Here is a 26292-nt window from a genome sequence, read left to right as displayed (position 1 = left end):
AATGATAAATATTGTATTTGCTGTATTTATCGGTGGTGGCTTAGGTAGCGTGTTACGCTGGCTCATCGGCCTCCGCCTAAACACCCCTTCCTCCCCAATTGCCGTTGGTACGCTGACGGCTAATTGCATCGGCGCATTTATCATTGGATTAGGGCTGGCTTATTTCAATAAAGCGACGCACCTTGATCCTGTTTGGAAATTAATGCTCACCACGGGCTTCTGTGGCGGCCTGACGACCTTCTCTACCTTCTCCGCTGAAGTGGTTTATCTGTTACAGGCAGGAAAGATAAGCTGGGCACTGCTGACTGTGCTGGCAAATGTGATAGGCTCGTTACTGATGACAGGGCTTGCTTTTGCAGTTATGAACAAACTTTAATGCCCTGCTAAAATTCAGCACTGACAAAAGATAAAAAAAACCCGTTGCTAAGAACGGGTTTTAAGAATACGGGGTTGAAATTAGATTGCGACAACGTTCGCAGCAGATGGACCTTTTTCACCCTCAGTAATATCAAACTCTACTTGTTGACCTTCGGTCAGAGTTTTGAATCCGTTGGACTGAATGGCGGAAAAGTGCACAAAAACATCTTTGCTACCATCTTCTGGAGTGATAAAACCGAACCCTTTGGATTCATTAAACCACTTAACGTTACCTTTAATTTTTGACATCAAACTTACCTTTAATAATAAAGACACAAACATAGCGTCACGTACAGTACAACAAATAATATAGTCTATTGTCTGTAACATAGATCACGAAATATATACAAAATGCAAAAAAACGTACTTTTCGTTTAGTTACATTGACTGATTTTATACGCCAATAGTGATTTCACAAATAAATTAGCGTCTTATTTCAGCTTTGTTTACTTTTCGTCTTTCTACCTTTTTCGTGTTCCAGCAGCCATCCTTTGATATCCAACCCGCCAGTATAACCAACTAGCTTACCATCATGACCAATTACTCTATGGCAAGGTACAATCAATGAAATTGGATTGCGTGAATTTGCCATGCCAACCGCACGACAATAATTTACTGAACCCAACGTTAGTGCCAATTGTTTATAACTCCACATCTCACCATAAGGAATGTTGCATAGCTGCTGCCAGACTCGTTTCTGGAATTCAGTTCCCCGCATACTTAAAGGGACTGTAAACGTCAGCCGCTTTCCTTTGAAATATTCCTGTAACTCTTTTGCACACTGCTTAGTAATCACATTCTTAGATTCTAATTCTTTCTTTTCATTAACGAAATAAATGCTCGTTACTCCTTCATCATCCGCAGTGATATGTACATAAGGCTTGGGAAATCCTTCTGGAGTATTCAGGTAATGATGGTACATAAACTACCTCCATTTAATTTATTATCGAAAATTTCAGTACTAGCCTAAATCCCTCGTTCATCCATTTGCAATGATGAATTCGGTTACACATCTGACAATTTGATAAAGAAACCATCGCGCCCTCTGACAATTAAAATTATGGCTCTGCCAATAAGTTATGACACCTTATTTTTAATGCCGATCATTTAAAAAAGCTAAAAACACCACATATAGATAAAATATTATTAATCAACACTATATATAGCAGTGATTTCAAAAATGAATTATCTCAATACAATACACAAGTGTTAGTTTTTATTATTGTTAATAATATATACCACCAAGAAATTTTACTAGAAGCGTTATCATTTATGGCAAACACTGTGGTATAAAACCAATAGATTGTAGTAAATAAACTCACCCAGCCAAACAACAAATGAATGACGAAAGGCATACACTACACAGTTCGCCATGAATCAATGATGCGAAAAACCTTGCTATATCTAGCTATTAAAAGCTTTCACAGCAAAATAGGATGTGATGAAAATTATTCATTTCTGAAGTGAACCTCTGCCTCCTGCATGCTCCTTTTTTCTGCATCCTACTGTTTTTTAAAGCGTTAGTTTTTTGTCATAATAGCTAATGACAGTCATTGCCTTCACTTAGTGGGGAGCGTCTTTTTCAACGGCACTGCGACTTGATGTTTATCAATGATTGAATATTAAATTCAACTTCAGAACTTCTCAGGTAATAAAACATAGCCAGTGACAAGTATTATCATTATCCATCACATTGTTATAGCAATATTTATCTGACAGAAAATACTATTTTCAACTTTATGCTATAGTTATATTGAATAAACCTTATGAATAACATGATTATCAGAAATCAGGGTTCAATATCATCACTTAAAATCTTAGATAACCTCCGTCCTATAAAAACAATAACTCAAAAAATCAATAAGATAAACATGAACAAATATTTAATTAAGATAACTTATACAGTTAATTTTTAAATTTAATGAAAAACAAAAAACAAACCAATTAAATATGATCCACACCATCAAGTCATATTAAAAACTATCACGTCACGGACGGAAAAACCAATTAAATAACAAAAAGATATAAAAACCCCACCAGATTAATTTTTCACCTCAAAAAACCTTAATCAAATTGATATATAGCCTTCCTTATGAATTCAGTAATCTCTCATAAGAAAAGTCAATTATTTATTAATAAATTCAGATAATGTGTTGTCCGTTTATTTCGATATGTTAGGGTATGTATTGGAAAAAATAGCATTGGAGCAATCAGACACAATATATCATCAACAACAGGAAAATATTTTCACATGACCATTAAACTTGAAATTAAGAACCTTTATAAAATATTCGGTGATCCTCCTGAACCAGCTTTTAAGTTATTATCTTCTGGCCTCAGTAAAGAGCAAATATTTGAAAAAACAGGATTAACCGTCGGTGTGCAGGATGCCAATCTGGCTATTGAAGAAGGCGAAATATTTGTGATCATGGGATTATCTGGTTCAGGTAAGTCCACACTAGTACGTCTTCTCAATCGCCTGATAAAGCCAACTAAAGGTCAGGTACTCATCGATGGCGAAGATATCTCAACCATGACAGAAACCCAGTTACGCAGCGTTCGACGTAGTAAAATCAGTATGGTTTTCCAATCATTTGCACTCATGCCGCATTTGAATGTTTTGGAAAATACTGCATTTGGAATGGAGCTTGCCGGTATTCCCAAAGCAAAGCGCCATCAAAAAGCACTTGAAACGCTGAAACAAGTGAATTTGGAAAATTACGCTCTGTCATATCCCGACGAACTTTCTGGCGGTATGCAACAACGCATTGGACTAGCCAGAGCATTAGCCAACAACCCCGATATTTTGTTAATGGATGAGGCGTTCTCAGCCCTCGATCCCCTGATCCGTACCGAAATGCAAGATGAATTATTGCGCCTACAGGGAGAGCAACAACGCACTATTGTTTTCATTTCCCATGACTTAGATGAAGCGATGCGTATTGGCAATCGTATTGCTATCATGCAAGGGGGTATCATTGTACAAGTGGGCACACCTGATGAAATCCTGAATAATCCTGCGAATGATTATGTCAGGGCTTTCTTCCGTGGCGTAGACATCAGCCATGTGTTCTCAGCAAAAGACATTGCCCGCCGCCGACCAGAATCTCTACTCTATATCACCGCAGGTTTCGGCCCCCGCTCAGCTCTGAAAGTGTTGGATGACGAAGATAGAAGTTATGGCTATCTGATCGAAAAGGGCCAGAAGTTTATTGGAGTGGTATCTGTCAATTCCCTACAGCAGGCATTGGCAGAAGAAAAAACCATCGAGCAGGCCATATTGGAAAAACCAGCTGCTGTCTCGGCAGAAACTCCACTGAATGAATTGATATCCACCGTGGTGCAATCTCCCTGTGCAGTTCCTGTTATTGGAGATAATGGCCGTTATTTAGGCGTTATTTCCAAAGGAATTTTGTTACAAGCCTTAGATAAAGAGGCTCCCAATGAAAAATAATCCTCCACAAATAAACACTGATCCGACAATCGTCAGTGATCCTTGGATGGATACTGCCACTGCCTCTCCATCAGGGAACTATGACTGGCTAAATACAACCAGCGATATCCCGCCAGAGCACTTTAATATCATGTCACCTTTTCAGCACAAACTCATTCCGTTTGATTCATGGGTGACCAATATTATCGATTGGATTGTTGTGCATTTCCGACCTGTGTTTCAGGCAATCCGCGTTCCCGTCGATTTTATCCTCAATGGTTTTGAACAATTCCTGATCACAACACCAGCCCCCATTACCATTGTATTTTTTGCATTTCTGGCATGGCAGCTCGCCGGAGCAAAAATGGGAGGTATTTCCTTCATTTCACTGATGTTCATTGGGGCAATTGGAGCATGGTCAGAAGCCATGATAACCATGGCATTGGTACTTACCGCCCTGCTGTTCTGTATTCTGCTCGGGCTGCCTCTCGGGATCTGGTTAGCTCGCAATGATCGGGTTGCCAACATGATTCGTCCCTTGCTGGATGCTATGCAGACAACACCCGCTTTTGTTTATCTGATCCCAATCGTGATGTTATTTGGCATCGGTAATGTGCCTGGCGTCATGGTGACTATCATTTTTGCTTTACCTCCCATGATTCGGCTGACCATTCTGGGAATCAAACAGGTTCCCGATGATTTGATTGAAGCCGCCAAATCATTTGGTGCAAGCCCACGGCAAATGTTGTTCAAAGTTCAGCTTCCTCAAGCCATGCCTACAATTATGGCTGGTGTGAACCAAACATTGATGTTAGCACTTTCCATGGTTGTCATTTCTTCTATGATAGCAGTGGGCGGCTTGGGGCAGATGGTTTTGCGCGGTATTGGCCGCCTTGATATAGGGCTGGCATCTGTTGGAGGCGTGGGAATTGTCATTCTCGCCATTATCCTTGACCGCCTAACCCAATCTCTGGGAAAAAATACCCGTGCCAGAAAAAGCCATTGGTATCATTCAGGGCCGATAGGATTACTGAACCTACTATTATCCTCAGCCAAACAAAAAATTTCTTACCCTAAAAATCCACAAAAAATGATATCTGGTCCGACACATAACGGAGGAGATAATCATGCGCAGCATGATAGCTTTATGCAAAAAGATCATAAATAAGGGAGCAGTCTTAGGCGTAATCCTGTCAGCATTGATGAGCCTTTCCTTATTTGCGGCTGATCTTCCGGGCAAGGGCATCAGTGTACAGCCACTCCAAAGCACAATCAGTGAAGAAACATTCCAGACATTAATTGTCTGCAAGGCATTGGAAAAACTCGGTTATGATGTCAAACCGATCAAAGAGGTTGATTATAACGTCGCTTATGCTTCCATTGCCTCCGGTGATGCCACATTTATGTCCGTCAATTGGGAGCCGCTTCATAACGCTCAATATAAAGCGGCCGGAGGCGATAATATGTTTTATCGCAAGGGAAAATATGTCGAAAACGCGGTTCAAGGGTATCTCATTGATAAAAAAACAGCAGAACAATACCAAATCACCAATATAGCCCAGTTCAGAGATCCTAAACTTGCTAAGCTGTTTGACAGCAACGGAGATGGCAAAGCAGATTTAACCGGTTGTAATCCTGGTTGGGGGTGTGAAAAAGCGATTAACCGCCAGTTAAAAGCTTATGGATTGAAAAATACCGTGGAACATAACCAAGGAAACTATGCTGCCATGATGGCAGATACCATTGCCCGTTATCGGGAAGGCAAACCGATCCTTTACTATACCTGGACACCTTATTGGGTCAGTGATGTCCTGAAACCCGGAAAAGATGTCATCTGGCTGCAAGTTCCTTTCTCCGCTCTCGGCGATGATGAATCCATTGATACTCAATTACCTAACGGTCATAACTATGGTTTTCCTCCCAGTACCATGCACATCGTGGCAAACAAAGCCTGGGCAGAAAAGAACCCCGCTGCTGCAACACTTTTTGCTGTCATGAAATTACCGGTTGCTGATATCAATGCGCAGAATCAGCGTATGCACAGCATTAAAATTTCTGAAGCTGATATTGAACGTCAGGCTGAAGGCTGGATTAGGGCACACCAGAAAACCGTGGATGACTGGTTAAATGCAGCCAGAAATGCAGCTCATCAAAGCAACTGACTCTCTGTACTTCCGCTATACTGATAGGGCCGTGAAAATATTAACAAAACTTCACGGCTTTCCTCATTTTATCTCAAGTTCCCTCTAATCCCTTTGTTCTAAATAACATTAATTAAATAATTTATACGTTTTACATTTTCACTTTCATCATATTTTGTTAATGTTACTTTATCTATTAACAAAAAATAAAATATGCCATGCAAACACCCGATAAATCCGCACCTGACATACCAGTAGCTGATACCCCTCTCCCCGAAGAACCTCACCCAGGCAGAATTTCTTCATTCAAAGAAGGGATTTTTGATAGTCTCCCTATTGTCATTGGCTATGTTCCCATCTCGTTTGCATTTGGCCTAAGCGCAGTCAAACTGGGTTTTACACCTTTAGAAGCCATATTTTTTTCCTGCGTCATTTATGCAGGGGCCAGCCAGTTTGTAATCACTGCCCTACTCAGCGCAGGAATGTCATTGTGGGTTTCCGCATTAACGGTGATGGCGATGGATATTCGCCATATTCTGTATGGCCCTGCTTTACGCTATCGCATTAAACAACCCTTATCAGAAAAGAAAACCATTATTTGGGCTTTTGGCCTGACAGATGAGGTTTTTGCCGCAGCAACAACTAAATTAATAAAAAACCAGCGCAGTTGGAGTGAAAATTGGATGATCGCCATTGCTCTGTGTTCTTGGCTCTCCTGGGTGTTGGGTACTGTGGCAGGAACTGTATTGGGTAATGGTTATCTGGACTCATATCCAGCAATTGAAGCAGCAATGACGTTTATGCTTCCCGCACTGTTTCTCAGTTTCTTATTAGCCTCCTTCAAAAAACAGAATAGCTACTGTGTTACCGCTGCCTTATTGGGGGCTTTAGTCGGGGTGACACTTTTCTCAATCCCCATCGCCATTCTTGCAGGGATCACGGGAGGCTGTTTAGCAGCCCTTCTGCAAGCCAAAAACGCACAGTTGAGTAAAAGCACATCATATGATTGATAATAAAATACTTCTTATCGGCCTTATTGTGGGCATTGCCAACTTTCTATTCCGCTATCTTCCCCTGCGTTTAGGTGCTAATCGCTCACCTACCGCAAAAGCGGGAAAAATGGGCGTCATACTGGATAGCATTGGCGTTGCATCAATTTGCTCGCTTCTCATCGTCTCAGGTATTCCTGACGTGATAAAAGAACACAATAAATTGATACCAACCCTAATAGGGTGCCTGACTATCTGCTTATGTTTCTATAAAACCAAAAGCATCATCATTTCCACACTATCGGGTGCTGCTGTTTTTGGGATAATATTCAAGGTATTTATGAATTAGGTATCAATATTTAAATAAATATGATGATAATAAATAACTATAATTGCTAAATTTAACTTTTAATATAGTATTTGTAGGGTTTTTAACAGACGTTACTTTACCGGTTGAAACTAATAAGGTATCTAAACAATGGAAAGTTCATTCACTCCCACAGAAGAGTTACTTAATTGCCGTGTTGCACAGCAAAAAAGTTTGCCCTATCAAGAGATATTACTCACTCGCTTGTCAATGCATGTCCAGAGCAAAATTCTGGAAAATCGTAACAACATGCTGAAAGCACAAGGAATCAATGAAACCTTGTTTATGGCTCTGATGATTCTGGATACCAAAGAAAGTCGTAGTATTCAGCCATCAGAACTCAGTGCGGCATTGGGCTCTTCCCGTACAAATGCAACCCGAATTGCAGATGAATTAGAAAAGCAAGGCTGGATAGAAAGAAAGGAGAGCCATAATGATCGCCGTTGCCTCCATCTTCATCTAACCGAAAAAGGTTCAAGTTTCTTGAATGGTTTACTCCCACCCCAGCATGAGTGCCTGGTTAAACTTTGGTCCATTCTCGAACTGGAGGAGCAAAAACAGTTAGAAAAATTGATGAGAAAAGTATTGAATCAATTAGATAATATTGGTGATTGTTTTAATAAGTAATCATCTCTATTTCTGATCAGTTTTGAATCAATAAACATGTTATAGCAACATGACCTAAAAAAACTTTTCCGCTAGCCAGTATCATCAGATACCTCATATGGCTAACTATTATCTTCAGATAATATTTGAATCCATATCGCTCACGCCTCCAGTAGTGTCTACACACTACTGGAGGCGTGTTTAGTGCAGTCATCACAATAATATTAGTGAATAAAAAATACGGAGATTCTCTATGAGTGCTAGTGAGAACATGCAGCTCTCGCCGTCAAATCTAAAAACGAGCCAAAAAAGTAGTAATAAGAAACGGCAGCGCCGCAATATCATTACGTCACTGACGCTACTCTTCCTCACTCTTGGTGTCATTTATACCGTTTACTGGTTTCTCGTTTTACGTCATCACCAAGAAACTGATAATGCCTATGTAACAGGTAACCAAGTACAAATCATGTCGCAAGTTGCGGGAAGTGTGATTACCGTTAATTTTGACAATACTGATTATGTAAAAAGTGGGCATGTCCTGGTACAGCTTGATGCCCGTGACGCTGAATTAGCCTTGAAAAAAGCTGAAAATGAATTGGCGAATACTGTTCGAATCACTCATCAGTGCATGATCGCCAGTAAAGAATATCAAGCAACCATTGAATTGAGAAAAATCGCTCTCAAGAAAGCACAAAGTGACCTTAACCGGAGAGAAGTGCTGGGAGCCAAGGAGATGATCGGCAAAGAAGAGTTGCAACATATGCGTGAAAATGTTTCAACTGCTCAAGCCAAGCTGGATATTGCCATTGCGCAATATAAAAGCAATCAGGCAACTATTTTAGATACTCCATTGGAAAAACAACCTGCTGTTGAAAAAGCCGCGTCTGGTGTTCGTGATGCCTGGCTTGCTTTACAGAGAACCCAGATTGTCAGCCCTGTCGATGGCTATGTTGCACGCCGTAGCGTTCAAGTTGGTTCCCGCATTAATTCAGGGACACCATTAATGGCTATCGTTCCTGCCAGCAATATGTGGGTTGAAGCCAATTTCAAAGAAACCCAGCTTGCAAATATGCGTATCGGGCAACCAGCCACAATCATCAGTGATTTCTATGGCAAGGATGTTGTTTATACGGGCAAAGTTGCAGGTATTGATATGGGAACCGGTAGTGCTTTTTCTTTATTACCGGCACAAAACGCCAGCGGTAACTGGATTAAAGTGGTTCAACGTTTACCCGTCCGAATTGAGATTGATGCTGAACAATTAAAACAGCATCCCCTGCGGATTGGCTTATCAACAGTAGTCAACGTGGATACAGCAAACACCGATGGAACTACGTTGGCAACCACCGAACGCTCTCTTCCTGCCTATCACACAAATGCGTTGACGATAGATATGGCTTCTGCCAACCAAATAGTTACTGACGTCATTAATAGTAACCTAGGAAACCCGATTTAAGGGGAGAGTCATGGGAAACAGAGAACCACTGACAGGCGCGAAACTTGCTCTTCTGACCATTTCACTGGCAATGGCAACTTTCATGCTTGTTCTCGACTCCACTATTGCCAATGTCGCCATACCAACAATTGCGGGTAATTTAGGGGCTTCAATCTCGCAGGGAACATGGGTCATCACTTCTTTTAGTGTCGCAAACGCTATTTCTATACCAATCACGGGTTGGCTGGCAAAGCGCTTTGGTGAAGTGAAACTGTTCCTCTGGGCTACTGCGATTTTTACGCTTGCATCTTGGCTATGTGGTGTTTCCAATAGCCTTGGTATGCTAATTTTATTCCGTATTATCCAAGGACTCGCAGCAGGACCGGTACTTCCTCTTTGCCAAAGTTTGTTACTCAATAATTACCCACCAGTTAAGCGAAACATGGCGTTAGCGCTTTGGTCAGTAATGATAGTTGTTGCGCCTATTTGCGGCCCTATCTTAGGGGGATATATCAGTGACAACTACCAATGGGGATGGATTTTCTTTATTAACATCCCCCTTGGTATCGCTATTATCTTTGCTGTTATGCAAATATTGCGTGGCCGGGAAACAGAGACTGCGATTAATCCAATTGATATTGGAGGATTATTTTTGCTGGTGATTGGCATAGGTTGCCTGCAAACCATGCTCGACCAAGGTAAGGAGCTTGACTGGTTTAATTCTACCGAAATTATAATCCTCACTCTTATTGCAGTGATTGCACTGACGTTCTTAATTATATGGGAACTGACGGATGACCACCCGATTATCGATCTATCGCTGTTTAAGAAGCGTAATTTTTCTATTGGGACATTGAGCATCAGCCTTGGCTTCATGATGTACTTCGGTTCGATTGTCTTGCTGCCACAATTATTGCAAGAAGTTTTCGGCTATACCGCAACGTGGGCTGGTTTTGCGGCTGCGCCTGTCGGGTTGTTGCCGCTGTTGCTTTCCCCGATTATTGGTAAATTTGGGCATAAAATAGATATGCGCTACATCGTGACATTCAGTTTCGTCACTTACACTGCTTGTTTCTATTGGCGGGCATATACATTTGAGCCGGGTATGGATTTTGCCACCGCTGCATGGCCTCAATTTTTTCAGGGACTTGCTATGGCATGTTTCTTTATGCCACTGACAACCATTACCTTATCAGGGCTTGCACCAGAGCAAATGGCTTCGGCTTCCAGCCTGTCAAATTTTACCCGTATATTGGCCGGTTCAATCGGGACATCCCTCACAACCACAATGTGGACACAGCGTGAATCGATACACCATTCAAACCTTACTGAATACATCAATCCATATAACCCGAACTATCAGCAAATTCATCACCAATTAAGTCAGTTAGGCATGAATGATACGCAGATCGCAGCTTATCTGGCAAAACAGATCACCCAACAAGGATTAATTATTTCTGCCAATGAAATCTTTTGGCTGTCAGCAGGCGTGTTCCTTGTTTTGACATTATTAGTTTGGATGGCAAAACCGCCATTTTCTGCGGGGAAACAAGATCAAGGCGGAGCGCATTAAAAAGATTGATTGGCTTTGATAGTAACGGGAGCATCCGCTCCCGTTATGAAAAACATTGGGAATTATTCACCATACCTTCAATTTATCCTCTTTCCGTCATACTGAAATTTCATTCCCATAGCAAAGTTCTCCACATGAATAGACCGTCTAACATAAATGAAATTGGAATATCTTGTTGAAAAACATCGATATTAAAGTAATTTTATTAATAGGTTATTCAATAAGATACGACATAAAGATATACCGAGGGGATAAACGGAAATAAAAAACCTCATCTTTATCGGTGAGGTTTAAACATTTCAGATAAAAAATTTATAGCTGCTCACTAAAGAGTATTTACCAAGTGATTAGCAAATGGAGCAATTGGATTAGTCAAATTATCCGCAAATTTAAAACTCTGAGCGGGGTCAGATAAATCGAGCATCTGACGGTTGTTAGCAATTTGCAGGCGGTTCAAACAACAGCGTTTAATTTCTGGTGTAAACAGTTCATACTGCTTAAACTGTTGACTAAATTCCGGATGCTGAGACTGGTAATCTAAAATACAATGTGCTACAGCTTGCCAGAATTTTTCTTGTGTATATTCTGCCTGCTCATGAAGGATTGCTGCCAAATAACGGAACACGCCATCGAATACATCGGACAGAATCGTTAACGTTTTCATCTCTTCTGGCATATCAACTTTCACCCGACTGGCTTTTTCTGGTAATTCCGTATCCAAATTCATGACCAAAATTTCTTCTGCCAGATCTTTCATAAAAATATATTGTGGAACATGATCTTCCAGCACTATGATGATATTTTCGCCATGTGGCATAAACATCAGATCATAAGCATATAAACAATGGAGTAATGGCACGAAATAGCAATTCAGATAACGATGCACCCATTCATCAACTCGCAATCCTGATGCAGCTATCAAGGCTGGTAAAAACGCCTTTCCATGTTGATCATGATGTAATAACGCTGCCATTGTCATCACATTTTGATTCGGCTCAATCAATTGTAATGGATTTTCTCTCCACAGTGCCGCCATCATTTTCTTATAAGGTGTATCTCCCTGAATAGCCTGTTCGTAGTAGCTATTTCTGAACCCTATGCTGGCTACTTCCCGCAGAATCCGGAAACCACAGCCTTGCAGGACTTTATCTTTTTGCACCAAATCAAACAGCCAATCATTAATACCAGGTGTTGTCGCCATGTAATAAGGCGATAAGCCCCGCATAAATCCCATATTAAGAATCGAGAGAGCCGCTTTAACATAATAACGCTGAGGATGACTACGATTAAACATCGTTCGTATTGATTGCTGTGCCTGATAAACATCCGTTCCTTTACCTAAATACACAAGTTTCCGGGTGGCAATATCATGAGCAAATATAGAAGGCAATTTATTTTGCCATTGCCACGGATGAAAAGGCATGAACAGATATTCTTCTGGATTCAACCCCAAAAGAATAAGCTGATGATTAAATTTATCAATCTCAGATTGCCCCAATTCCTGTTCTAACAGTTGTTCGTAACTGAGTTGTTCAATACAAGCAAAGTGGGCTTTACTCTTATGTGCTGCCAACCACACCAAACGCATATCACAAGCTGATTCAGGACTAAAGTTTTTAAAGTCATCTGCATCAAAACCAATTCGCCCATTATTAGCAACAAAAATGGGATGCCCTTCCATCATTTCTGCCTCAATTGTCTGAAAATCAGCATTGACCAGCTCTTCCACTTTGATACCCGTACGGTGATGCTTAAACGAACTACTATGCAATGTGCTGGTCAGTTCTTCCAGATAAGTCGGCATCACGTTATCACTAATACCCAGTTGCTTTTTGAATTCAATAACAAAATGTATGAAATCCAGCTCAACCCAATCCCCAGCCTGCATTTTTCGTAATGAGTCAGAGTCAATCAACCAGTGATCCAATGCCAATCTACGAGCTCGAAAATAGTAGTTAACTGAGTATTCATGATTATCTAAGCGATAACTGTAATAACCTTCTTGATCCGTTTTTTCTGTCAATTGCTCTGGAAATAATAAACATTCATGGGCAAATTCTGAAATGGCTTTCTTCAAATGCAGACGATTAACTTTCTGCCAAATAGCTGGATGTAAGTGACTGACAAAGCAATGATTCTGATTAGTCAATTCTGCTAATATGTCTGTTTGTAATGCCATTTGATGCTGCTCCCTTGTACAAAATGCCAGCCCGGCAGTTTTGTGTGGCAACTGTACCGTTCTTTCGTAAACAAAACCTGCCCGTAAGTTAAGACGATGAATTTTTTCATTACGCATGTCAGGTTCAACCACAATGCGTTTGATTGCAGAATTACTGAAAATGAATGCAATCACTGTCTGAAAAATTCCCCAAGTGAATTGCCTGATTTTTTGTTCTGGCGGAGCAACCAGAATATGCATTCCCATATCATCAGGACGTGCTGGATAATATTGCCCTATCAGATCCTCTTGCGCACGATAGCATTCCAACAAAAAAGCTGGTTGCCCCTGATATGCACCGATGAAGACGGAATCAGGCTGGCGGATAAGTAGGTCTTGGTAAAAATAGTTTACTTGCTGCTTAGTCTGACCTTGCATTCCCCAATAATAAGCATAATCCCGGTTAACCCAATCAGTAATAACCTCAATATCGTCTGCCAGAACTATCGGACGCAAGGAAAATGTACCCAACTCAGAAACTGTTTTTTCAAATGATGCAGAGATAACAGTAGACATCAGATAACCTCTTCACTAACAACACCAAATTGTTGGAATGCAATACTTTTTTCTATCACATAATATTCAGCACCTGTGATTTCTTGGATCAAACGTGAATTACGATAGCTCGCCATTCCCAAATCGGGTGTCACAAAACCGTGGGTATGCAGTTCAACATTTTGCACGAAGATTTCATTGTTATGGTCAATACTGTAATTTCGTTGAACGTCATAACGCCCTTGCTTATCCCAGCGGATAAGATGTTGTATGCCTTCGATAAAACCAGGCGTTTGATACTGATAACCAGTGGCAAGTACCACTCCTTCCGTAGCCAGAGAAAATTCTGCTTCTTGCTCTTGCTGGAATAAATCCAACACCAGTTTCTTATCTACGCCCTGTTCTTCTGTTATCTGGTGTACTTGTCGTAATTCGCTATTGGTGTACAACGCAACATCCAACTCCCCATTTAGTCGCTTGATGTACATCAAATCAAAAATTTCATTGATAAGTGAATTGTTAATGCCTTTATAAAGCGATTTTTGCGTACGATTCAGTGCATCACGCTTGTTTTCCGGCAAACCGTAGAAATAATCCACATATTCAGGTGACGTCATTTCTAATGTCAGCTTGGTATATTCAAGAGGAAAGAAACGCGGAGAACGTGTTACCCAATTGAGCTGATAGCCATAAATATCAATATCTTGAAGCAAATCGTAAAAAATTTCTGCTGCACTCTGTCCACTTCCTAATACAGTGATAGATTTCTTTTGCTGTAAAGCAACTTTATTTTTTAAATAATTTCCTGATGTCACCATCTGCTCAGTAAAAGGCTTGCAACATTTTGGAATATAAGAGGAAGGCCCTGTTCCCAGCACCAATTTTTTGCAGAAAAACTCATGCTTTTCTTCCGTTAATGTATCTATGCAATGCAAGGTATAAAGAGAAGATATAGCATCATGACTGATATTCTCAACCCGTGTATTAAAACGCAGGTTGGATAACTGTTCGGCTGCCCATTGACAATATTGGTTGTATTCCTTGCGCATCAGGAAAAAACTTTCTCGAATATAGAACGAGTAAATACGCCCTTTCTGCTTGATATAGTTGAGGAAGCTTAATGGATGAGTAGGAGATGCTAATGTCACTAAATCTGCCATAAAGGGTGTCTGCATGGTGGAGTTTTCCAGCATCATGCCCGGATGCCAATCAAAAGCAGGTTTCTGATCAATAAACAAACTGCTCATCTCTTGGATCGGTTGTACCAAACAGGCCAAGCCTAGATTAAATGGGCCAATTCCAATAGCGATAAAATCATAAATCTTGGTTTTCATGGTTACTCCTAATAAATACTAAATGCCACTGATTTGGGAAAGAACAATTATTATTTTCTAGTAAGTTCATCATTGGAAAACGCAAGATCCATCAACAACAAGTTTCCCTGCATAACGATCTCATCCACAATTTCTTGTAAATGCTGTTCGGTTGTTGCTGGATTGAGAAAAGTAAATTTCAGATATTGCCTTCCTTTGATTTTTGTTCCGGCAATAACACAATTCCCTTCTCTAAGTAACGCGTTACGGATATCTGCATTGAGGCGGTCAAGATGAGCATCAGAAAGTGACTGTGACGGCATAAAGCGAAAAACTAACGTACTCAATACTGGTTGGTGAACAAGCTCAAAACAAGAATGCTGTTTCATTAAACGATATGCGGCCTGTGCGGTATCCAGCACTTTGTCAAATGCCTGCCCCAGTTGTTCAGCTCCCATAATCCGCAAAGTCAACCACATTTTTAAGGCATCAAAACGGCGGGTTGTTTGAATACTTTTGTTAACCAGATTTGGCGTGCCTTCCTGAACAGCGCTCAGAGGGTTCAAATACTCTGCATGATAAGTCAGGTGAGAGAAATGCTGCTTATCTTTGACGAAAAAGGCACTGCAACTCACAGGTTGGAAAAAAGATTTGTGGTAATCCACGGTGACAGAATCCGCCAGTTCTATTCCTTGAAGTAGATGTCCATGGCGAGATGAAACTAATAACCCACAACCATAAGCAGCATCAACATGCAGCCATATTCCGTATTGTTTCGCCAGATCAGCAATCATAGGCAATGGATCAATACTGCCAAAATCTGTTGTGCCTGCCGTTGCTACTATGGCAAAAGGAATATTTCCTTCCTCAAGACATTGTTTGATGCCAGCCTCCAACATTTGAGATGACATGCAGAATTCATGATCATGAGGAACCGACATGACCGAGTTATACCCCAACCCCAGTATCGCCGCTGCTTTCTGTGTACTAAAATGGCTGACGGATGAAGAAAATATACGCAATTTATGAAAATCAGCAGGTAAACCATGCAGCTGATTTTTATGCTTTGGATTACGTTGATGACAAAACCAATCCCGCGCCAATAGCATCGCCATTAAATTTGATTGTGTTCCGCCACTGGTAAATATTCCATCAGACTCTTTTCCCAATCCCAGCTTATCCAGCGTCCAATCAAGAATTTTCTGCTCTATTAATGTACCACCAGCGCTTTGATCCCAAGTATCTACTGACGAATTGATGGCGCCTATTATTGTTTCCGCAATCACGGCTGGCAGTACAAGCGGGCAATTAAGGTGAGCTACGTATTTCGGATGATGAAAATAAACAGCTTCCTTAAAATAAAGATGATGTAATTCCTCTAAAACTAGTTCCCAAGAACCCACTGGATTATTTAGATTTATACTTGAAAATAATGATGATAACTCATTAGGAAAAATCCCACCAAAGGGCTTATTTGTCTGTTTTAATATTTTCTTTATCTTAACAATAGCATCCCAAGCGTTTTCTAAATAACGATCAGCATTATCTCCATTAAATAAATGTTGATAAAAACCACTATTTTCTAAAGAACCATACCCCATTGAAGGTGTCTTTTCAGCCAACGGTTCGGCAATAATTTTAGCTTTATCAGGCATTATATGTCCTTAACTTTTATACTCTTTATTTTTCAAGCTCTGATTTTCTATCTGAAACTCGAAATATATTATGCTTCTATATAATTGCTCGACATTATTCTTTAAAACAACCAAATACCTTCATTAATCCATTAAGGCCATTATATATCATCATCCATAATGATTTTTGATTTTATAATAAATAAAAAACTTCTATTTATTCAGTAGATTCAAGAGGACAATCGTGACAATTCCCTACTCCTGGTAGTTTATTTCTTTGGCAGCAACAACGGCGCTGTATGGCATTATTTTTCATAATTACTGTCCGATAAAGCGGGTTATCCCTGCCATCAGGCAGAATTTGCTCAAAGAAAAGATTCTGTATTAATGTATTATATTGTTCTTTATCTATCCTTTCTTTGAAATTCTCTAAGTACCAATGCATTACATAACCAATATTATTCCACAATAAACGTCCATTTATTCCTCGGTACGTTTCAATTTTTTCACACACAGGAATAATATGCCTATCCAACATAGAATGATAACGCTCCAATAAAGATATTGATTCGTCCATCCACGTTAATTGATAATAAACAACATTTGGCCTACCTGTTTCATGAAACTCCACTTGAAACAGCTTATAATCTGTATCAACAGCTCGAGGATATTCTAACAACATTAACATCATTGGTGGAACAACTAATCCAAAATACCATTGTGCCCATAAAGAATAAAGCCCTTTTTGATTTGGTTTTAAATTATTATTACTATAGTATGAATCTTGGTAACGTTTTATCAATAGCAAAAACTCATCTTCACTAGACCATTGATAAAAATTCATACTTCCTGCTGGAGTATTTTCTACATTTATTTTTAATGATGAATTAAAATGTCCAAATGCACCATCAAATAAATCAATTATATCTTCAATGGATATGTCAGATGCCAAATTAATGGAGTCATGATTATTCTTATCAGTCATTTCATATTTTCCTATTTTTCATCCTAAGCTATGGGTCTATATTTAGGAATAATCAATGGCTTGTTAGATTCAGGATCACGAATAATCCGACATGCCAAACCAAATACATCGGTAATATTTTGTACCGTTACAATTTCCTCAGGAACACCTTCTGCATAAACCTGACCATCTTTTATCATAATCAGACGCGAGGCGTAGCGCAGAGCAAGGTTAATATCATGTAAAACCAATACCAGTGTTTTACCTTGCCGATGCAAGCCCTGACAAAGATCAAGCAGTTCAATCTGGTGAGAAATATCCAAATAAGTTGTTGGTTCATCCAACAAAATAATTGGTGTCTGCTGGGCTAATGTCATAGCAAACCAAGCACGCTGACGCTGTCCACCTGACAGTTCACTCACCAATTTATGTGACATGTCCCATAAATCCACCGCCTTCAACGCTTCATTGACCACTCTCTCATCTTCTGCCGACCATTGACGCAGGAAAGATTGATAGGGGTAACGCCCGCGAGAAACAAGCTCATAAATTGTCAGTGCTTCAGTAACGATAGCGCCTTGTGTCAGCAAAGATAACTCACGAGCAACTGATTTAGGCTTATGATGGTGAATATTGGTTCCATCCAGCAAGACTTCCCCACGTTGGGGCTGCATACTGCGGCTGATAGCCCGTAGCAGTGTTGATTTTCCACACCCGTTTGGGCCAATAATGACGCTAAATTCACCATCATGAATGGCAAGGTTAACACCATTAATGATGGTTCTTTTACCGTATGCCAATGAAAGATCATGGGCTTTCAGCCGTGAAGCCATCTCTGGGGAATGATCATCCGATGACATTATCGCGTTCTCCTTAATTCGGAATACAGTAAATACATCAAATAGACTCCACCAACCACAGCCGTAATCACCCCCACTGGTAAACGGGCTGAAGTCGGTAATATCAGAGTCATTAAATCAGAAGCCAGCATTAGCAACGCACCCACCAACGCAGTACAAAACAGTGCAATACCCTTATTTCGCACTAAGCGTCGGGCAATTTGCGGGGCAGACAAAGCGATGAATGCAACTGGCCCTACGACCAATACTGACATGGTGGCAAAAGTTACGGCCAATAATATGCTGACAATCCGAATAAGACGCACAGGTACACCAAGAGTATTAGCCAGATCATCTCCAAAATGGGTGTAATTCAATTGCCTGCCTAACCAAAACAAAGCAGGAATGAAAATGATCATTCCGCTAATTAGTGCAACATTTCGCCAATTTTGACTGGCAAGGTTACCTCTCAATAATGATTTCAGTTGTTGAGCCTGTTCAAGCCGGATATTCGAGGAAGCAAAATCGACAAATGCTGTACACAACGCAGCAATCGCAATTCCCGAAATAATGATCTTGTTAGCCGACATATTTCCGATTCCCGCGCTATTACCGAGATAAACCAACAAGACAGCAAACATAGCACCCAATAGTGCACCCAATGGAACAGGTAATACATCAGGCCAAACAACCATCGCCATTACGATCCCCACGGCTGCTCCACCATTAACGCCGATGATATCCGGGCTGCCAAGTGCATTACGGGTTGTGAGCTGAAAAAGGGAACCGGAAAGTGCCAATGTCATACCCGCACCAATTGCCACTAACGCTCTTGGTAAGCGGATATCCATAAGGATAAATTTCTGATAAGGCGTTTCTGTCAACAGAAAAGGATTATCAATCCCTTCCCTGCCCATCGCTAAAGACAGGTAAAAGAACACCACAATGAGTAGTAAAACAGAAAAAACTACCCTGCTCACTTGCCATGAAGGTGCAAGCAAAACGGCGCTTCCCAGTTTAAATGTTTTCGTTTTTGGTTGCTTAATTGGCGAATGTATCAGTGTCATCATTTATTCCGCCATCATTTTTTGGGCGCGACTTTTCGCAACCAGATAAAGTAGAGGCGCACCGATGCTCGCCGTAATAATGCCAACCATGATTTCTTCTGGCGCTATCAGTAATCGAGCAACTACATCCGATATCAGGAGCAAGCAAGAACCCGCAAGCAGGCAATAAGGTAATAACCAGCGGAAATCACTACCCACCAATGCTCGCATCAAATGAGGGGCAGCCAGACCAACAAACGCAATAGGGCCGGCCATTGCTGTCGCAGCCGCCGCCAGCATTGTCGCACTCAGCAAAGACAATATTCGGGTTCGGGCAACATTTACTCCCAATGAGCCTGCAATCCCTTCGCCAAAAACCATCACATTTAAGGAAGAACTCAAAGAAAGCGTTAATATCACTGCCACCAGCAAATAAGGAATCAGCAAGCTGGCATCACTCAATGACATGGCACTCAATGAACCGATAGTCCAAAAACGATAGCTATCCATCACTTGTGGATTTAATAATATGACACCCTGCACAAGTGCAAACAGACAGATATTGATTGATGCGCCTGTCAAGACCAACCGAGAAAGATGAGTACTGCGTGATCTTCCGCTAAGCAGGTAAAACAAAAGGGTAGACAAACTCGCGCCAATAAACGCAGTCCAAAACCGAGGTATTCCATCTAAAACAGGAATGAAAGAAAAGCAGACCACGGTAGCCGCTGCCCCTGCATTAACACCCAGCAATCCGGGATCACCCAATGGATTGCGCAATAATCCTTGTATCACAGCCCCTGCCAATGCCAGTGCCGCACCAGCCATTAAACCAATCAATGTGCGAGGCTCACGGGAATTGATCACTAAATCGTAATAACTGCCACTATCTCCTAGCCAGTAATGTTGCCAGACTGCTGACAAAGGCAACGATTTTGAGCCTAAACTTAAGCTGGCCATAACACAAAAGCAAGTCAGCACGACCATGAACATCAACCCAAATGTAAGAGCAATTCGCCGTTTAGGGTTCATCATGTTTTGCTGTCTCCTGCTTCAACAATTCCTGTTTTAACAACGGCATAAATTTGGGTAATCCCCAGCGTAAACTAAGTGGCGAACCATAGGACATGGACATCACAATGGACTGATTGGTCAATGGAATATACCCCCCTTGACCAACAGCACGGATAGACCGAAATAAAGGCTGGGCTTCCGTTTCCTGACGTTCTTTTTCATTGGTGTACCACGTGACTAAAATATCAGCGCCATTAAGCAAGTCGGCATTTTCCAGACCAATATTGGCGGAAAAATTACCGAAAGGTGCAGTCAAGGAGTCAGCCAACGGAAATAGAGATAAACCAAGATGTATTAGCGTATCCACACGTGGATCGTTTTTGACGTAGAGCGATAAGGTATTACCGGTCGTTCCTGCTTTAATATAGGCAAAATGATAATGTGCAATATTAGGGATAGTGCTTCCCGCCTGAGTCAGCATGTTATCCAGCTCAGCAATAAGTTTTTCACCTTGCTCTATTTTACCCAACGCTCGTGTCACCAGCTCAATCTGTTGTCGTGGTGTCGTCTGCCAAGGCTTTTCCGGATAAGCAACGACGGGAACAAAATGGGATAAATGCTCATAATGTTCCCTCGTGATACCTGATTGTGTCGCCAAAATTAAATCTGGTTTCAAATTGATGATCTTTTCAATATCCAATTCAGGATACATTTCAATAATGGCAGGTAATTTTGCACCACGCCGCTCTACCTCCTCTCTGAACCATGGCAAATATCCCTCAGCATCGCCGCCCCAGCGATGAGATTCAATGCCAACAGGAATCATGCCCAGATCGAGCAAAATATCTTCAGTACCTGTTCCCAACGCCACAATCCGTTGCGGCGGCTGGTTAATCACCGCTGTACCTAAAGCAGTAGTAATTTTCTTAGGATAATCAGCGTGGTTCATCGGTAAATGTTTTGAAGTTGACGGTTTGTCACAACCAATCAACAAACTTGCCAGCAGTATCAACGGTACGGCAACCAGCATTTTGCAACGTGTCAAAACCATTGCCAGTTACCCTTTACTATTTGTTGTTCAAGAAATTGTTGTTCAAGCGATTGCTGTTCAAATGGATAAAAATACATTGTCGCCGTCCGTGATTTAATTAAAACTGATAACGCAAAGTTGCTTCAACATTCCGCGGTGCACCATAGTAGTACTGGGTATAGCTACCAAATGAGGTGTAGTATTTCTTGTCGAATAAGTTATTCAGATTCACTGTCAGGGAAAGATCTGGCGTGAATTGATAACGTCCCATCAAGTTGACAGTGGCAAAACTACCTTGACCATCCTGACGTACTTTTCCATCAGGCCCGGTAAGATCACGCCATGTTTTACCCTGCCAATTAATACCACCACCCAACGTTAAGTCGTTCATCACACCAGACAAAGTGTAAGTCGTGAACAATTTGAATAAGCGGTTTGGATCTTCTGTATTGGTACGCTTACCACCTGACATAGTCGCGCGGAATTGGGTATAACCCGCATAAATACGCCAGTCATCGGTAATCTGACCACTGACTTCAGCCTCAAAGCCTCGGGTTTTTACCCCATTGATTGCATTATAAACTCTGGCATTCTTTGGAATTTCGGGTGCTTTCGGTTTTCCAGAATTATCATCAACCGTGTAATTATTCTGACGAATTTCGAAAAGTGCCAATGAGTAATCAAGACCGTTATCCAAGGCAACACCTTTCAGACCCAGCTCATAGTTTTCACCGGAGACGGGTTTAAGGAGTTGGTTACTACGGTCAATGCGGCTTTCTGGATCAAAAATTTTAGTATAACTGCCATAAACCGAGAAATCCGGTGTTATGTTGTAAACCAACCCACCATACGGTACGAATTGATCACTATAACTGGCATTTTGTGACGTACCAAAGTTATCACCACGAGTTTTCCAACTGGTGACACGTCCACCAAGGATCAATGTAACTGGATCGGCTAAAGAGAGTTGTGTAACAGCATAACCTGCGGTTTGTTCAATATAGCCATGAGACCCTGTTGTTCTCTGCTTACTCCACGTTGGCTCAGCATAACTCCATGAAGATTTAGTAAAATCTCCTAAATATTTACAGTTATTCCTTTTCCCTGTATTGGCTTGATCGTTTTCATTTGGATTTTTCTCAAGCATACAAGTGGCATAATAGTAATCATTCTGGAAATTTTGTTTCTGGTAGTTCAAACCAAAGCTGGCGTGATGCGTGTGCCCTAATAACCTATAATTACCATTTGCCTGTAAATCGAAATTACGCTGGCGACGAGATCCGTCAATCAACGTCATATTACCCGGATACATCCCTTCATTCGTTGCACGTTCAGGGAAACCGGTCGCCCATAATACTTTTTGATCAAGAGAGTTATTGTCATAAGTAAAGGTACCTTTCACACTCCAGCCATTATCAAATTTGTGTTGCAAGCTGGTAAAAGTCGAAAACGAACGAACTTTGGAGAAGGCCCAATCAGGCGCATAACTGTTACTACGTTTGTAATCAGTTTTACTGCCATCTTTAAAATAAATCGGCAAACCACCAAACATTCCACCGCGGGTATGGTTGATTTGATAATCAGTGCCAATGCTCAGCAAAGTATTTTCTGTTAGATTCGCTTCAAGAATGCCGTAAAAAGGATATTTCTCATGTTTATCACGATCAATAAACGAATTGGAGCGCTCATAAGCAGTAACAAAACGCCCTCTGACAGTTCCGTTTTCATTTAATGGACCAGACAGATCAAGGCTAGTCCGCCACTTATCCCAGAAACCACCACCTAAAGTAGCCTCACCACGAAAATCACTGGTTGGGCGTTTGCGAATCACGTTAACGGCAGCTGAAGGTGTTCCCGGCCCTACCATTAACCCCGCAGCACCACGAACGACTTCAAGGCGATCAATGATGGCGGTATCCAGTAAGTTATCACCATAGTTAAAACGGATGTCGTAAAAAGTAGGTACACCGTCACGCAACATATTTCTGACCGTCATTCCTCTTGAAGAAAAGGTAAAACGATCACTATCAGCCTGGTGAACCGTCATGCCTGTGATGCTATCAATAGCACTCTTAACGCTATCCAGATTTTCATCCACCATACGCTGTTTAGTCATAACACTGACGCTTTGTGGTGTTTCACGTGCAGACAAGTTCAGGCCAGTCGATGTCACCATTGATGACGTGTTATACATGCCCGTATCTTCCGTGATACCTTCATGTTCTACCGATGCAGCCGTTACAACAATCCTATCCTCCTTCCTTTGTGCTTCTTCTGCCATAGCTACATTATTTCCCGCCAAAATAAGCGGAATCATTAGAGAAAGCCGGGTTCTTTTGGTTAAATAATTTAGTTGCAAAATTGGATTAATCCCTCTATTCATCCCGTTACCAAAATAATTTGTTGTTATGTTCACTTTGATGTTTCCCTCACTCGTCTGTCTCAACAGCAACAGAATATTTTTCGCGTAAAGCATGAAGTGGGTTCACTAACGTTCCAGCAAATTTCAGATTTTTCTCGCGATCATCAAGATCTATCATCTGTTGGTTATTCGACATTTGTAGACGATTTAGACAAGTACGCACAAAATCAGGCTTAAATAGATCAAATTTGCGAAATTTCTCTATCTGATGCGGATGTTGTGATTGATACCTATGAACACAATGGGCGACCAATTCCCAAAAACGTAGTTCCGACAATGCAAGATGTTTTTGCAACAACGGGATCAAATAGCGGAAAAAGCAGTCAAATATATCGAGGAAAATGTAGTTTATTTTCATTTCATCCTTGATAGTAACATGCAAGAAATTAATCTCTTCGGGTAGCTCAAGCTCACCATTTAAGATGGCGATTTCTTCACCAATATCTTTCATCAGCATTTTTACTGGTGCATTGTTTTCCAATACCAACATCAGATTTTCGCCATGTGGCATAAAAACCAGATCGTAGGTGAAGAAAGAACGCAATAATGGAGAAAGATACGCATCCAGATAACGTGATACCCAATCTTCAACTGTTAAGTCTGAATCTTGTACCAAAGCAGCGACTACCGAATTGCCTTCTCGATCAACGTGTAATAATGAAGCCATTGTCATTAAGCGTTGATTTTCTTTCAAAATCGTCATTGGGCTTTCACGCCACAATGCGGATAACATTTTTTTATGTGGGTTATCTTTCTTAATAGCTGATTCAAAGTAGTGATTGAAATAACCTATCGCTGCCCGTTCCCGCAATATGGTGAATCCTTTTTCCTGAAAGAAAGCATCTGCTTCTACCAAGTTGCTGAGCCATTCGTTAACTTGTGGAGTCATCACCATACTATGCGGATCTAATCCACGCATAAATCCCATGTTGAGAACTGACAACGCAGTCTTCACATAGTTTTTCTTAGGCTGGCTGATATTAAAAAATGTACGAATAGATTGTTGGGCCAAATAGCGGTCATGACCTTTACCGAGATAAACAATTTCCTGCTTGGCAATATCCGCAGCAAAACTAATGGCGATACGGTGTTTCCATTGCCAAGGATGTAAAGGCATCAGATAATAATCTAACAAATTCAATCCTAATGACTGCATTTGTCGCTCAAACTGTGCAGGCAAGTATTTTTCTAATTCTTCTCCGATTAACTGTGAATAAGAAAGCGAGGATAGTGAAGAGAAAACCGTTTTATTTCGATGTACCGCAATCCAAATTAATGTCACTGGATGGGCACTTTCTGGTGCAAAATCTAAATAGTCATCGGCATCAAAACCAATGCGACCATTATTAGCAATAAATACCGGATGCCCTTCACTCATTGATGTTTCCACCGTCTGATAATCTGCTTGAGTTAAATCCTGTGCAGTCAGCCGATTGTTTTCATATTTAAAGGCATATCCATAGAGCGTACTGGATATTTCATCGAGGTAAATTGGCAGTAATTTATCAGAAATATCCAATAATGGCCGCAACTCAATAATCAATTCAATAGCATCTAAAGGTTGCAATTGATCATGACAAAGTTTAGTTATCGATGCAGCATCAATATCCAAATGATCAAGCTGGTAGGACTGTGCTTGAAAATGATATTGAAATTTATTTATTTCAACAGAATAAGATTGCTCTTTGCCATGATGTACTAGCTTGATGAGTTTTTCATGGCAAAGTTCACGCAATATTTTTGCTACAAGATGTTGGTTGGCGTGTAACCAATTTTCCCTAGTTAAATGGGAGGTCTGATGACCCTGATGAGTATTCAACAAACACATTTAATAAAGCCCTTCATTCATATTCTGCATACTCTTGTTTCCAAAACATGGCCTAACAGAGTGATGCATCTTTATATAAATTCCTGGATATCACTATCCAACTAGTGGGTATTAATTCTGGCTCACGAACATTATGGTATTTCTTTTTTAATTCATGAAATGATAATTAAAATCATTACCATTAACAACCCTAAAAAAGTAAAATATTTAGAGAAATTAGCCACCCTGTTTAATAGAACAGCCTAATAATATGGATAAACCATAAATAACATAAATTTTATATGGGTTATTAAAAACCTCAGAAAATAAAATATGACTAATAATTTACATAAAAACAATTACATATGTAATTATTTAGTTTTATAGAACATTATCCCCATAGGAATAAAAACAGACTCACCAAATTAACGTGTAAAAAATAAGTATCCCCCGGCATAGCCGGGGGTTTTTCATATGCGCCTATAAGGCTTTCTTACCAGCCGCGCCCTAACAGGCGCATCGCAATCTGACATTTGCATTCTATGGATT

Annotated in this window: 21 protein-coding genes; 9 read left to right on the top strand and 12 right to left on the bottom strand. The window is 40.7% G+C overall.

Features of this window, described 5'->3' with window-relative positions; all coding sequences use genetic code 11:
• Position 1: 1 nt before the first annotated feature.
• Positions 2–376 carry a fluoride efflux transporter CrcB gene (crcB, locus tag AAC854_RS00995; RefSeq protein WP_340615499.1) on the top strand — a complete coding sequence of 125 codons (375 nt, stop codon included), beginning with the start codon at positions 2–4 and terminating at the stop codon, positions 374–376.
• A gap of 80 nt (positions 377–456) precedes the next feature.
• Here the strand turns inward: crcB and cspE are convergent, their stop codons facing one another.
• Both cspE and AAC854_RS00985 read right to left on the bottom strand, forming a co-directional pair.
• Entirely contained in the window at positions 457–666 is a 210-nt protein-coding gene (gene cspE / locus AAC854_RS00990) for a transcription antiterminator/RNA stability regulator CspE (protein WP_047962204.1), read from the bottom strand.
• A 187-nt stretch (positions 667–853) separates the two neighbouring features.
• On the bottom strand, positions 854–1339 hold the full coding sequence (locus tag AAC854_RS00985) for a methylated-DNA--[protein]-cysteine S-methyltransferase (protein WP_340615498.1): 486 nt from the start codon (positions 1337–1339) through the stop codon (positions 854–856).
• A gap of 1329 nt (positions 1340–2668) precedes the next feature.
• Here AAC854_RS00985 and proV point away from each other — a divergent pair.
• The 8 genes from proV to emrB all read left to right on the top strand — a co-directional run bounded on the left by proV (position 2669) and on the right by emrB (position 10961).
• Entirely contained in the window at positions 2669–3871 is a 1203-nt protein-coding gene (proV, locus tag AAC854_RS00980) for a glycine betaine/L-proline ABC transporter ATP-binding protein ProV (protein ID WP_340615497.1), read from the top strand.
• Positions 3861–5018 (top strand): glycine betaine/L-proline ABC transporter permease ProW, encoded by a 1158-nt coding sequence (gene proW, locus AAC854_RS00975; RefSeq protein ID WP_340615496.1) that lies wholly within the window; start codon positions 3861–3863, stop codon positions 5016–5018. The genes proV and proW overlap by 11 nt, the downstream gene beginning before the upstream one ends.
• Positions 4987–6012 carry a glycine betaine/L-proline ABC transporter substrate-binding protein ProX gene (gene proX, locus AAC854_RS00970; RefSeq protein ID WP_340615547.1) on the top strand — a complete coding sequence of 342 codons (1026 nt, stop codon included), beginning with the start codon at positions 4987–4989 and terminating at the stop codon, positions 6010–6012. The genes proW and proX overlap by 32 nt, the downstream gene beginning before the upstream one ends.
• Before the next feature lie 197 nt (positions 6013–6209).
• Positions 6210–7001, top strand: a complete 792-nt coding sequence (locus AAC854_RS00965; protein ID WP_340615495.1) for an AzlC family ABC transporter permease — start codon at positions 6210–6212, stop codon at positions 6999–7001.
• Entirely contained in the window at positions 6994–7329 is a 336-nt protein-coding gene (gene ygaH, locus AAC854_RS00960; RefSeq protein ID WP_340615494.1) for an L-valine transporter subunit YgaH, read from the top strand. The genes AAC854_RS00965 and ygaH overlap by 8 nt, the downstream gene beginning before the upstream one ends.
• 129 nt (positions 7330–7458) lie before the next feature.
• Positions 7459–7974, top strand: coding sequence for a transcriptional repressor MprA (mprA, locus tag AAC854_RS00955; RefSeq protein WP_047962208.1), 516 nt, complete (start codon positions 7459–7461; stop codon positions 7972–7974).
• Positions 7975–8206: 232 nt separating this feature from the next.
• A complete protein-coding gene (gene emrA / locus AAC854_RS00950) occupies positions 8207–9409 on the top strand; it encodes a multidrug efflux MFS transporter periplasmic adaptor subunit EmrA (RefSeq protein WP_340615493.1) in 1203 nt (400 codons plus the stop codon).
• Positions 9410–9419: 10 nt separating this feature from the next.
• On the top strand, positions 9420–10961 hold the full coding sequence (gene emrB / locus AAC854_RS00945; RefSeq protein ID WP_340615492.1) for a multidrug efflux MFS transporter permease subunit EmrB: 1542 nt from the start codon (positions 9420–9422) through the stop codon (positions 10959–10961).
• Between the two features lie 325 nt (positions 10962–11286).
• Here emrB and AAC854_RS00940 read toward each other — a convergent pair whose 3' ends face one another.
• From AAC854_RS00940 to AAC854_RS00895, 10 genes are all read right to left on the bottom strand, one after another.
• A complete protein-coding gene (locus tag AAC854_RS00940; protein WP_340615491.1) occupies positions 11287–13695 on the bottom strand; it encodes a GNAT family N-acetyltransferase in 2409 nt (802 codons plus the stop codon).
• Positions 13695–15008, bottom strand: a complete 1314-nt coding sequence (locus AAC854_RS00935; protein WP_340615490.1) for a lysine N(6)-hydroxylase/L-ornithine N(5)-oxygenase family protein — start codon at positions 15006–15008, stop codon at positions 13695–13697. The genes AAC854_RS00940 and AAC854_RS00935 overlap by 1 nt, the downstream gene beginning before the upstream one ends.
• Before the next feature lie 50 nt (positions 15009–15058).
• Positions 15059–16588, bottom strand: coding sequence for a pyridoxal phosphate-dependent decarboxylase family protein (locus AAC854_RS00930; protein WP_340615546.1), 1530 nt, complete (start codon positions 16586–16588; stop codon positions 15059–15061).
• 250 nt (positions 16589–16838) lie between these two features.
• The gene (gene fhuF, locus AAC854_RS00925) at positions 16839–17606 is read right to left on the bottom strand and encodes a siderophore-iron reductase FhuF (protein ID WP_340615489.1); all 768 of its coding nucleotides are present in this window, start codon (positions 17604–17606) and stop codon (positions 16839–16841) included.
• Between the two features lie 23 nt (positions 17607–17629).
• The gene (locus AAC854_RS00920) at positions 17630–18445 is read right to left on the bottom strand and encodes an ABC transporter ATP-binding protein (protein ID WP_340615488.1); all 816 of its coding nucleotides are present in this window, start codon (positions 18443–18445) and stop codon (positions 17630–17632) included.
• Complete coding sequence (locus tag AAC854_RS00915) at positions 18445–19491, bottom strand: FecCD family ABC transporter permease (protein WP_422824015.1); 1047 nt, start codon at positions 19489–19491, stop codon at positions 18445–18447. Before AAC854_RS00915 ends, AAC854_RS00920 begins: the two co-directional genes overlap by 1 nt.
• A gap of 3 nt (positions 19492–19494) precedes the next feature.
• Positions 19495–20505 carry a FecCD family ABC transporter permease gene (locus AAC854_RS00910; protein ID WP_340615486.1) on the bottom strand — a complete coding sequence of 337 codons (1011 nt, stop codon included), beginning with the start codon at positions 20503–20505 and terminating at the stop codon, positions 19495–19497.
• Positions 20492–21535 carry an iron-siderophore ABC transporter substrate-binding protein gene (locus AAC854_RS00905; RefSeq protein ID WP_340615485.1) on the bottom strand — a complete coding sequence of 348 codons (1044 nt, stop codon included), beginning with the start codon at positions 21533–21535 and terminating at the stop codon, positions 20492–20494. The genes AAC854_RS00910 and AAC854_RS00905 overlap by 14 nt, the downstream gene beginning before the upstream one ends.
• 97 nt (positions 21536–21632) lie before the next feature.
• The gene (locus AAC854_RS00900; protein WP_422824014.1) at positions 21633–23897 is read right to left on the bottom strand and encodes a TonB-dependent siderophore receptor; all 2265 of its coding nucleotides are present in this window, start codon (positions 23895–23897) and stop codon (positions 21633–21635) included.
• A 46-nt stretch (positions 23898–23943) separates the two neighbouring features.
• Entirely contained in the window at positions 23944–25758 is a 1815-nt protein-coding gene (locus AAC854_RS00895; RefSeq protein WP_422824013.1) for an IucA/IucC family protein, read from the bottom strand.
• Between the last annotated feature and the right edge of the window lie 534 nt (positions 25759–26292).

The organism is Xenorhabdus entomophaga (assembly GCF_037996725.1).
GTDB classification, from domain to species: domain Bacteria; phylum Pseudomonadota; class Gammaproteobacteria; order Enterobacterales; family Enterobacteriaceae; genus Xenorhabdus; species Xenorhabdus khoisanae.
The sequence above is the reverse complement of the archived record's forward strand: the minus strand, read 5'-3'. Positions and strand labels throughout refer to the sequence as shown.

Coding starts and splice junctions, on each gene's coding strand:
- crcB (WP_340615499.1), top strand. CDS start 2: ATGATAAATATTGTATTTGCTGTATTTATCGGTGGTGGCTTAGGTAGC.
- cspE (WP_047962204.1), bottom strand. CDS start 666: ATGTCAAAAATTAAAGGTAACGTTAAGTGGTTTAATGAATCCAAAGGG.
- AAC854_RS00985 (WP_340615498.1), bottom strand. CDS start 1,339: ATGTACCATCATTACCTGAATACTCCAGAAGGATTTCCCAAGCCTTAT.
- proV (WP_340615497.1), top strand. CDS start 2,669: ATGACCATTAAACTTGAAATTAAGAACCTTTATAAAATATTCGGTGAT.
- proW (WP_340615496.1), top strand. CDS start 3,861: ATGAAAAATAATCCTCCACAAATAAACACTGATCCGACAATCGTCAGT.
- proX (WP_340615547.1), top strand. CDS start 4,987: ATGATAGCTTTATGCAAAAAGATCATAAATAAGGGAGCAGTCTTAGGC.
- AAC854_RS00965 (WP_340615495.1), top strand. CDS start 6,210: ATGCAAACACCCGATAAATCCGCACCTGACATACCAGTAGCTGATACC.
- ygaH (WP_340615494.1), top strand. CDS start 6,994: ATGATTGATAATAAAATACTTCTTATCGGCCTTATTGTGGGCATTGCC.
- mprA (WP_047962208.1), top strand. CDS start 7,459: ATGGAAAGTTCATTCACTCCCACAGAAGAGTTACTTAATTGCCGTGTT.
- emrA (WP_340615493.1), top strand. CDS start 8,207: ATGAGTGCTAGTGAGAACATGCAGCTCTCGCCGTCAAATCTAAAAACG.
- emrB (WP_340615492.1), top strand. CDS start 9,420: ATGGGAAACAGAGAACCACTGACAGGCGCGAAACTTGCTCTTCTGACC.
- AAC854_RS00940 (WP_340615491.1), bottom strand. CDS start 13,695: ATGTCTACTGTTATCTCTGCATCATTTGAAAAAACAGTTTCTGAGTTG.
- AAC854_RS00935 (WP_340615490.1), bottom strand. CDS start 15,008: ATGAAAACCAAGATTTATGATTTTATCGCTATTGGAATTGGCCCATTT.
- AAC854_RS00930 (WP_340615546.1), bottom strand. CDS start 16,588: ATGGGGTATGGTTCTTTAGAAAATAGTGGTTTTTATCAACATTTATTT.
- fhuF (WP_340615489.1), bottom strand. CDS start 17,606: ATGACTGATAAGAATAATCATGACTCCATTAATTTGGCATCTGACATA.
- AAC854_RS00920 (WP_340615488.1), bottom strand. CDS start 18,445: ATGTCATCGGATGATCATTCCCCAGAGATGGCTTCACGGCTGAAAGCC.
- AAC854_RS00915 (WP_422824015.1), bottom strand. CDS start 19,491: ATGACACTGATACATTCGCCAATTAAGCAACCAAAAACGAAAACATTT.
- AAC854_RS00910 (WP_340615486.1), bottom strand. CDS start 20,505: ATGATGAACCCTAAACGGCGAATTGCTCTTACATTTGGGTTGATGTTC.
- AAC854_RS00905 (WP_340615485.1), bottom strand. CDS start 21,535: ATGGTTTTGACACGTTGCAAAATGCTGGTTGCCGTACCGTTGATACTG.
- AAC854_RS00900 (WP_422824014.1), bottom strand. CDS start 23,897: ATGAATAGAGGGATTAATCCAATTTTGCAACTAAATTATTTAACCAAA.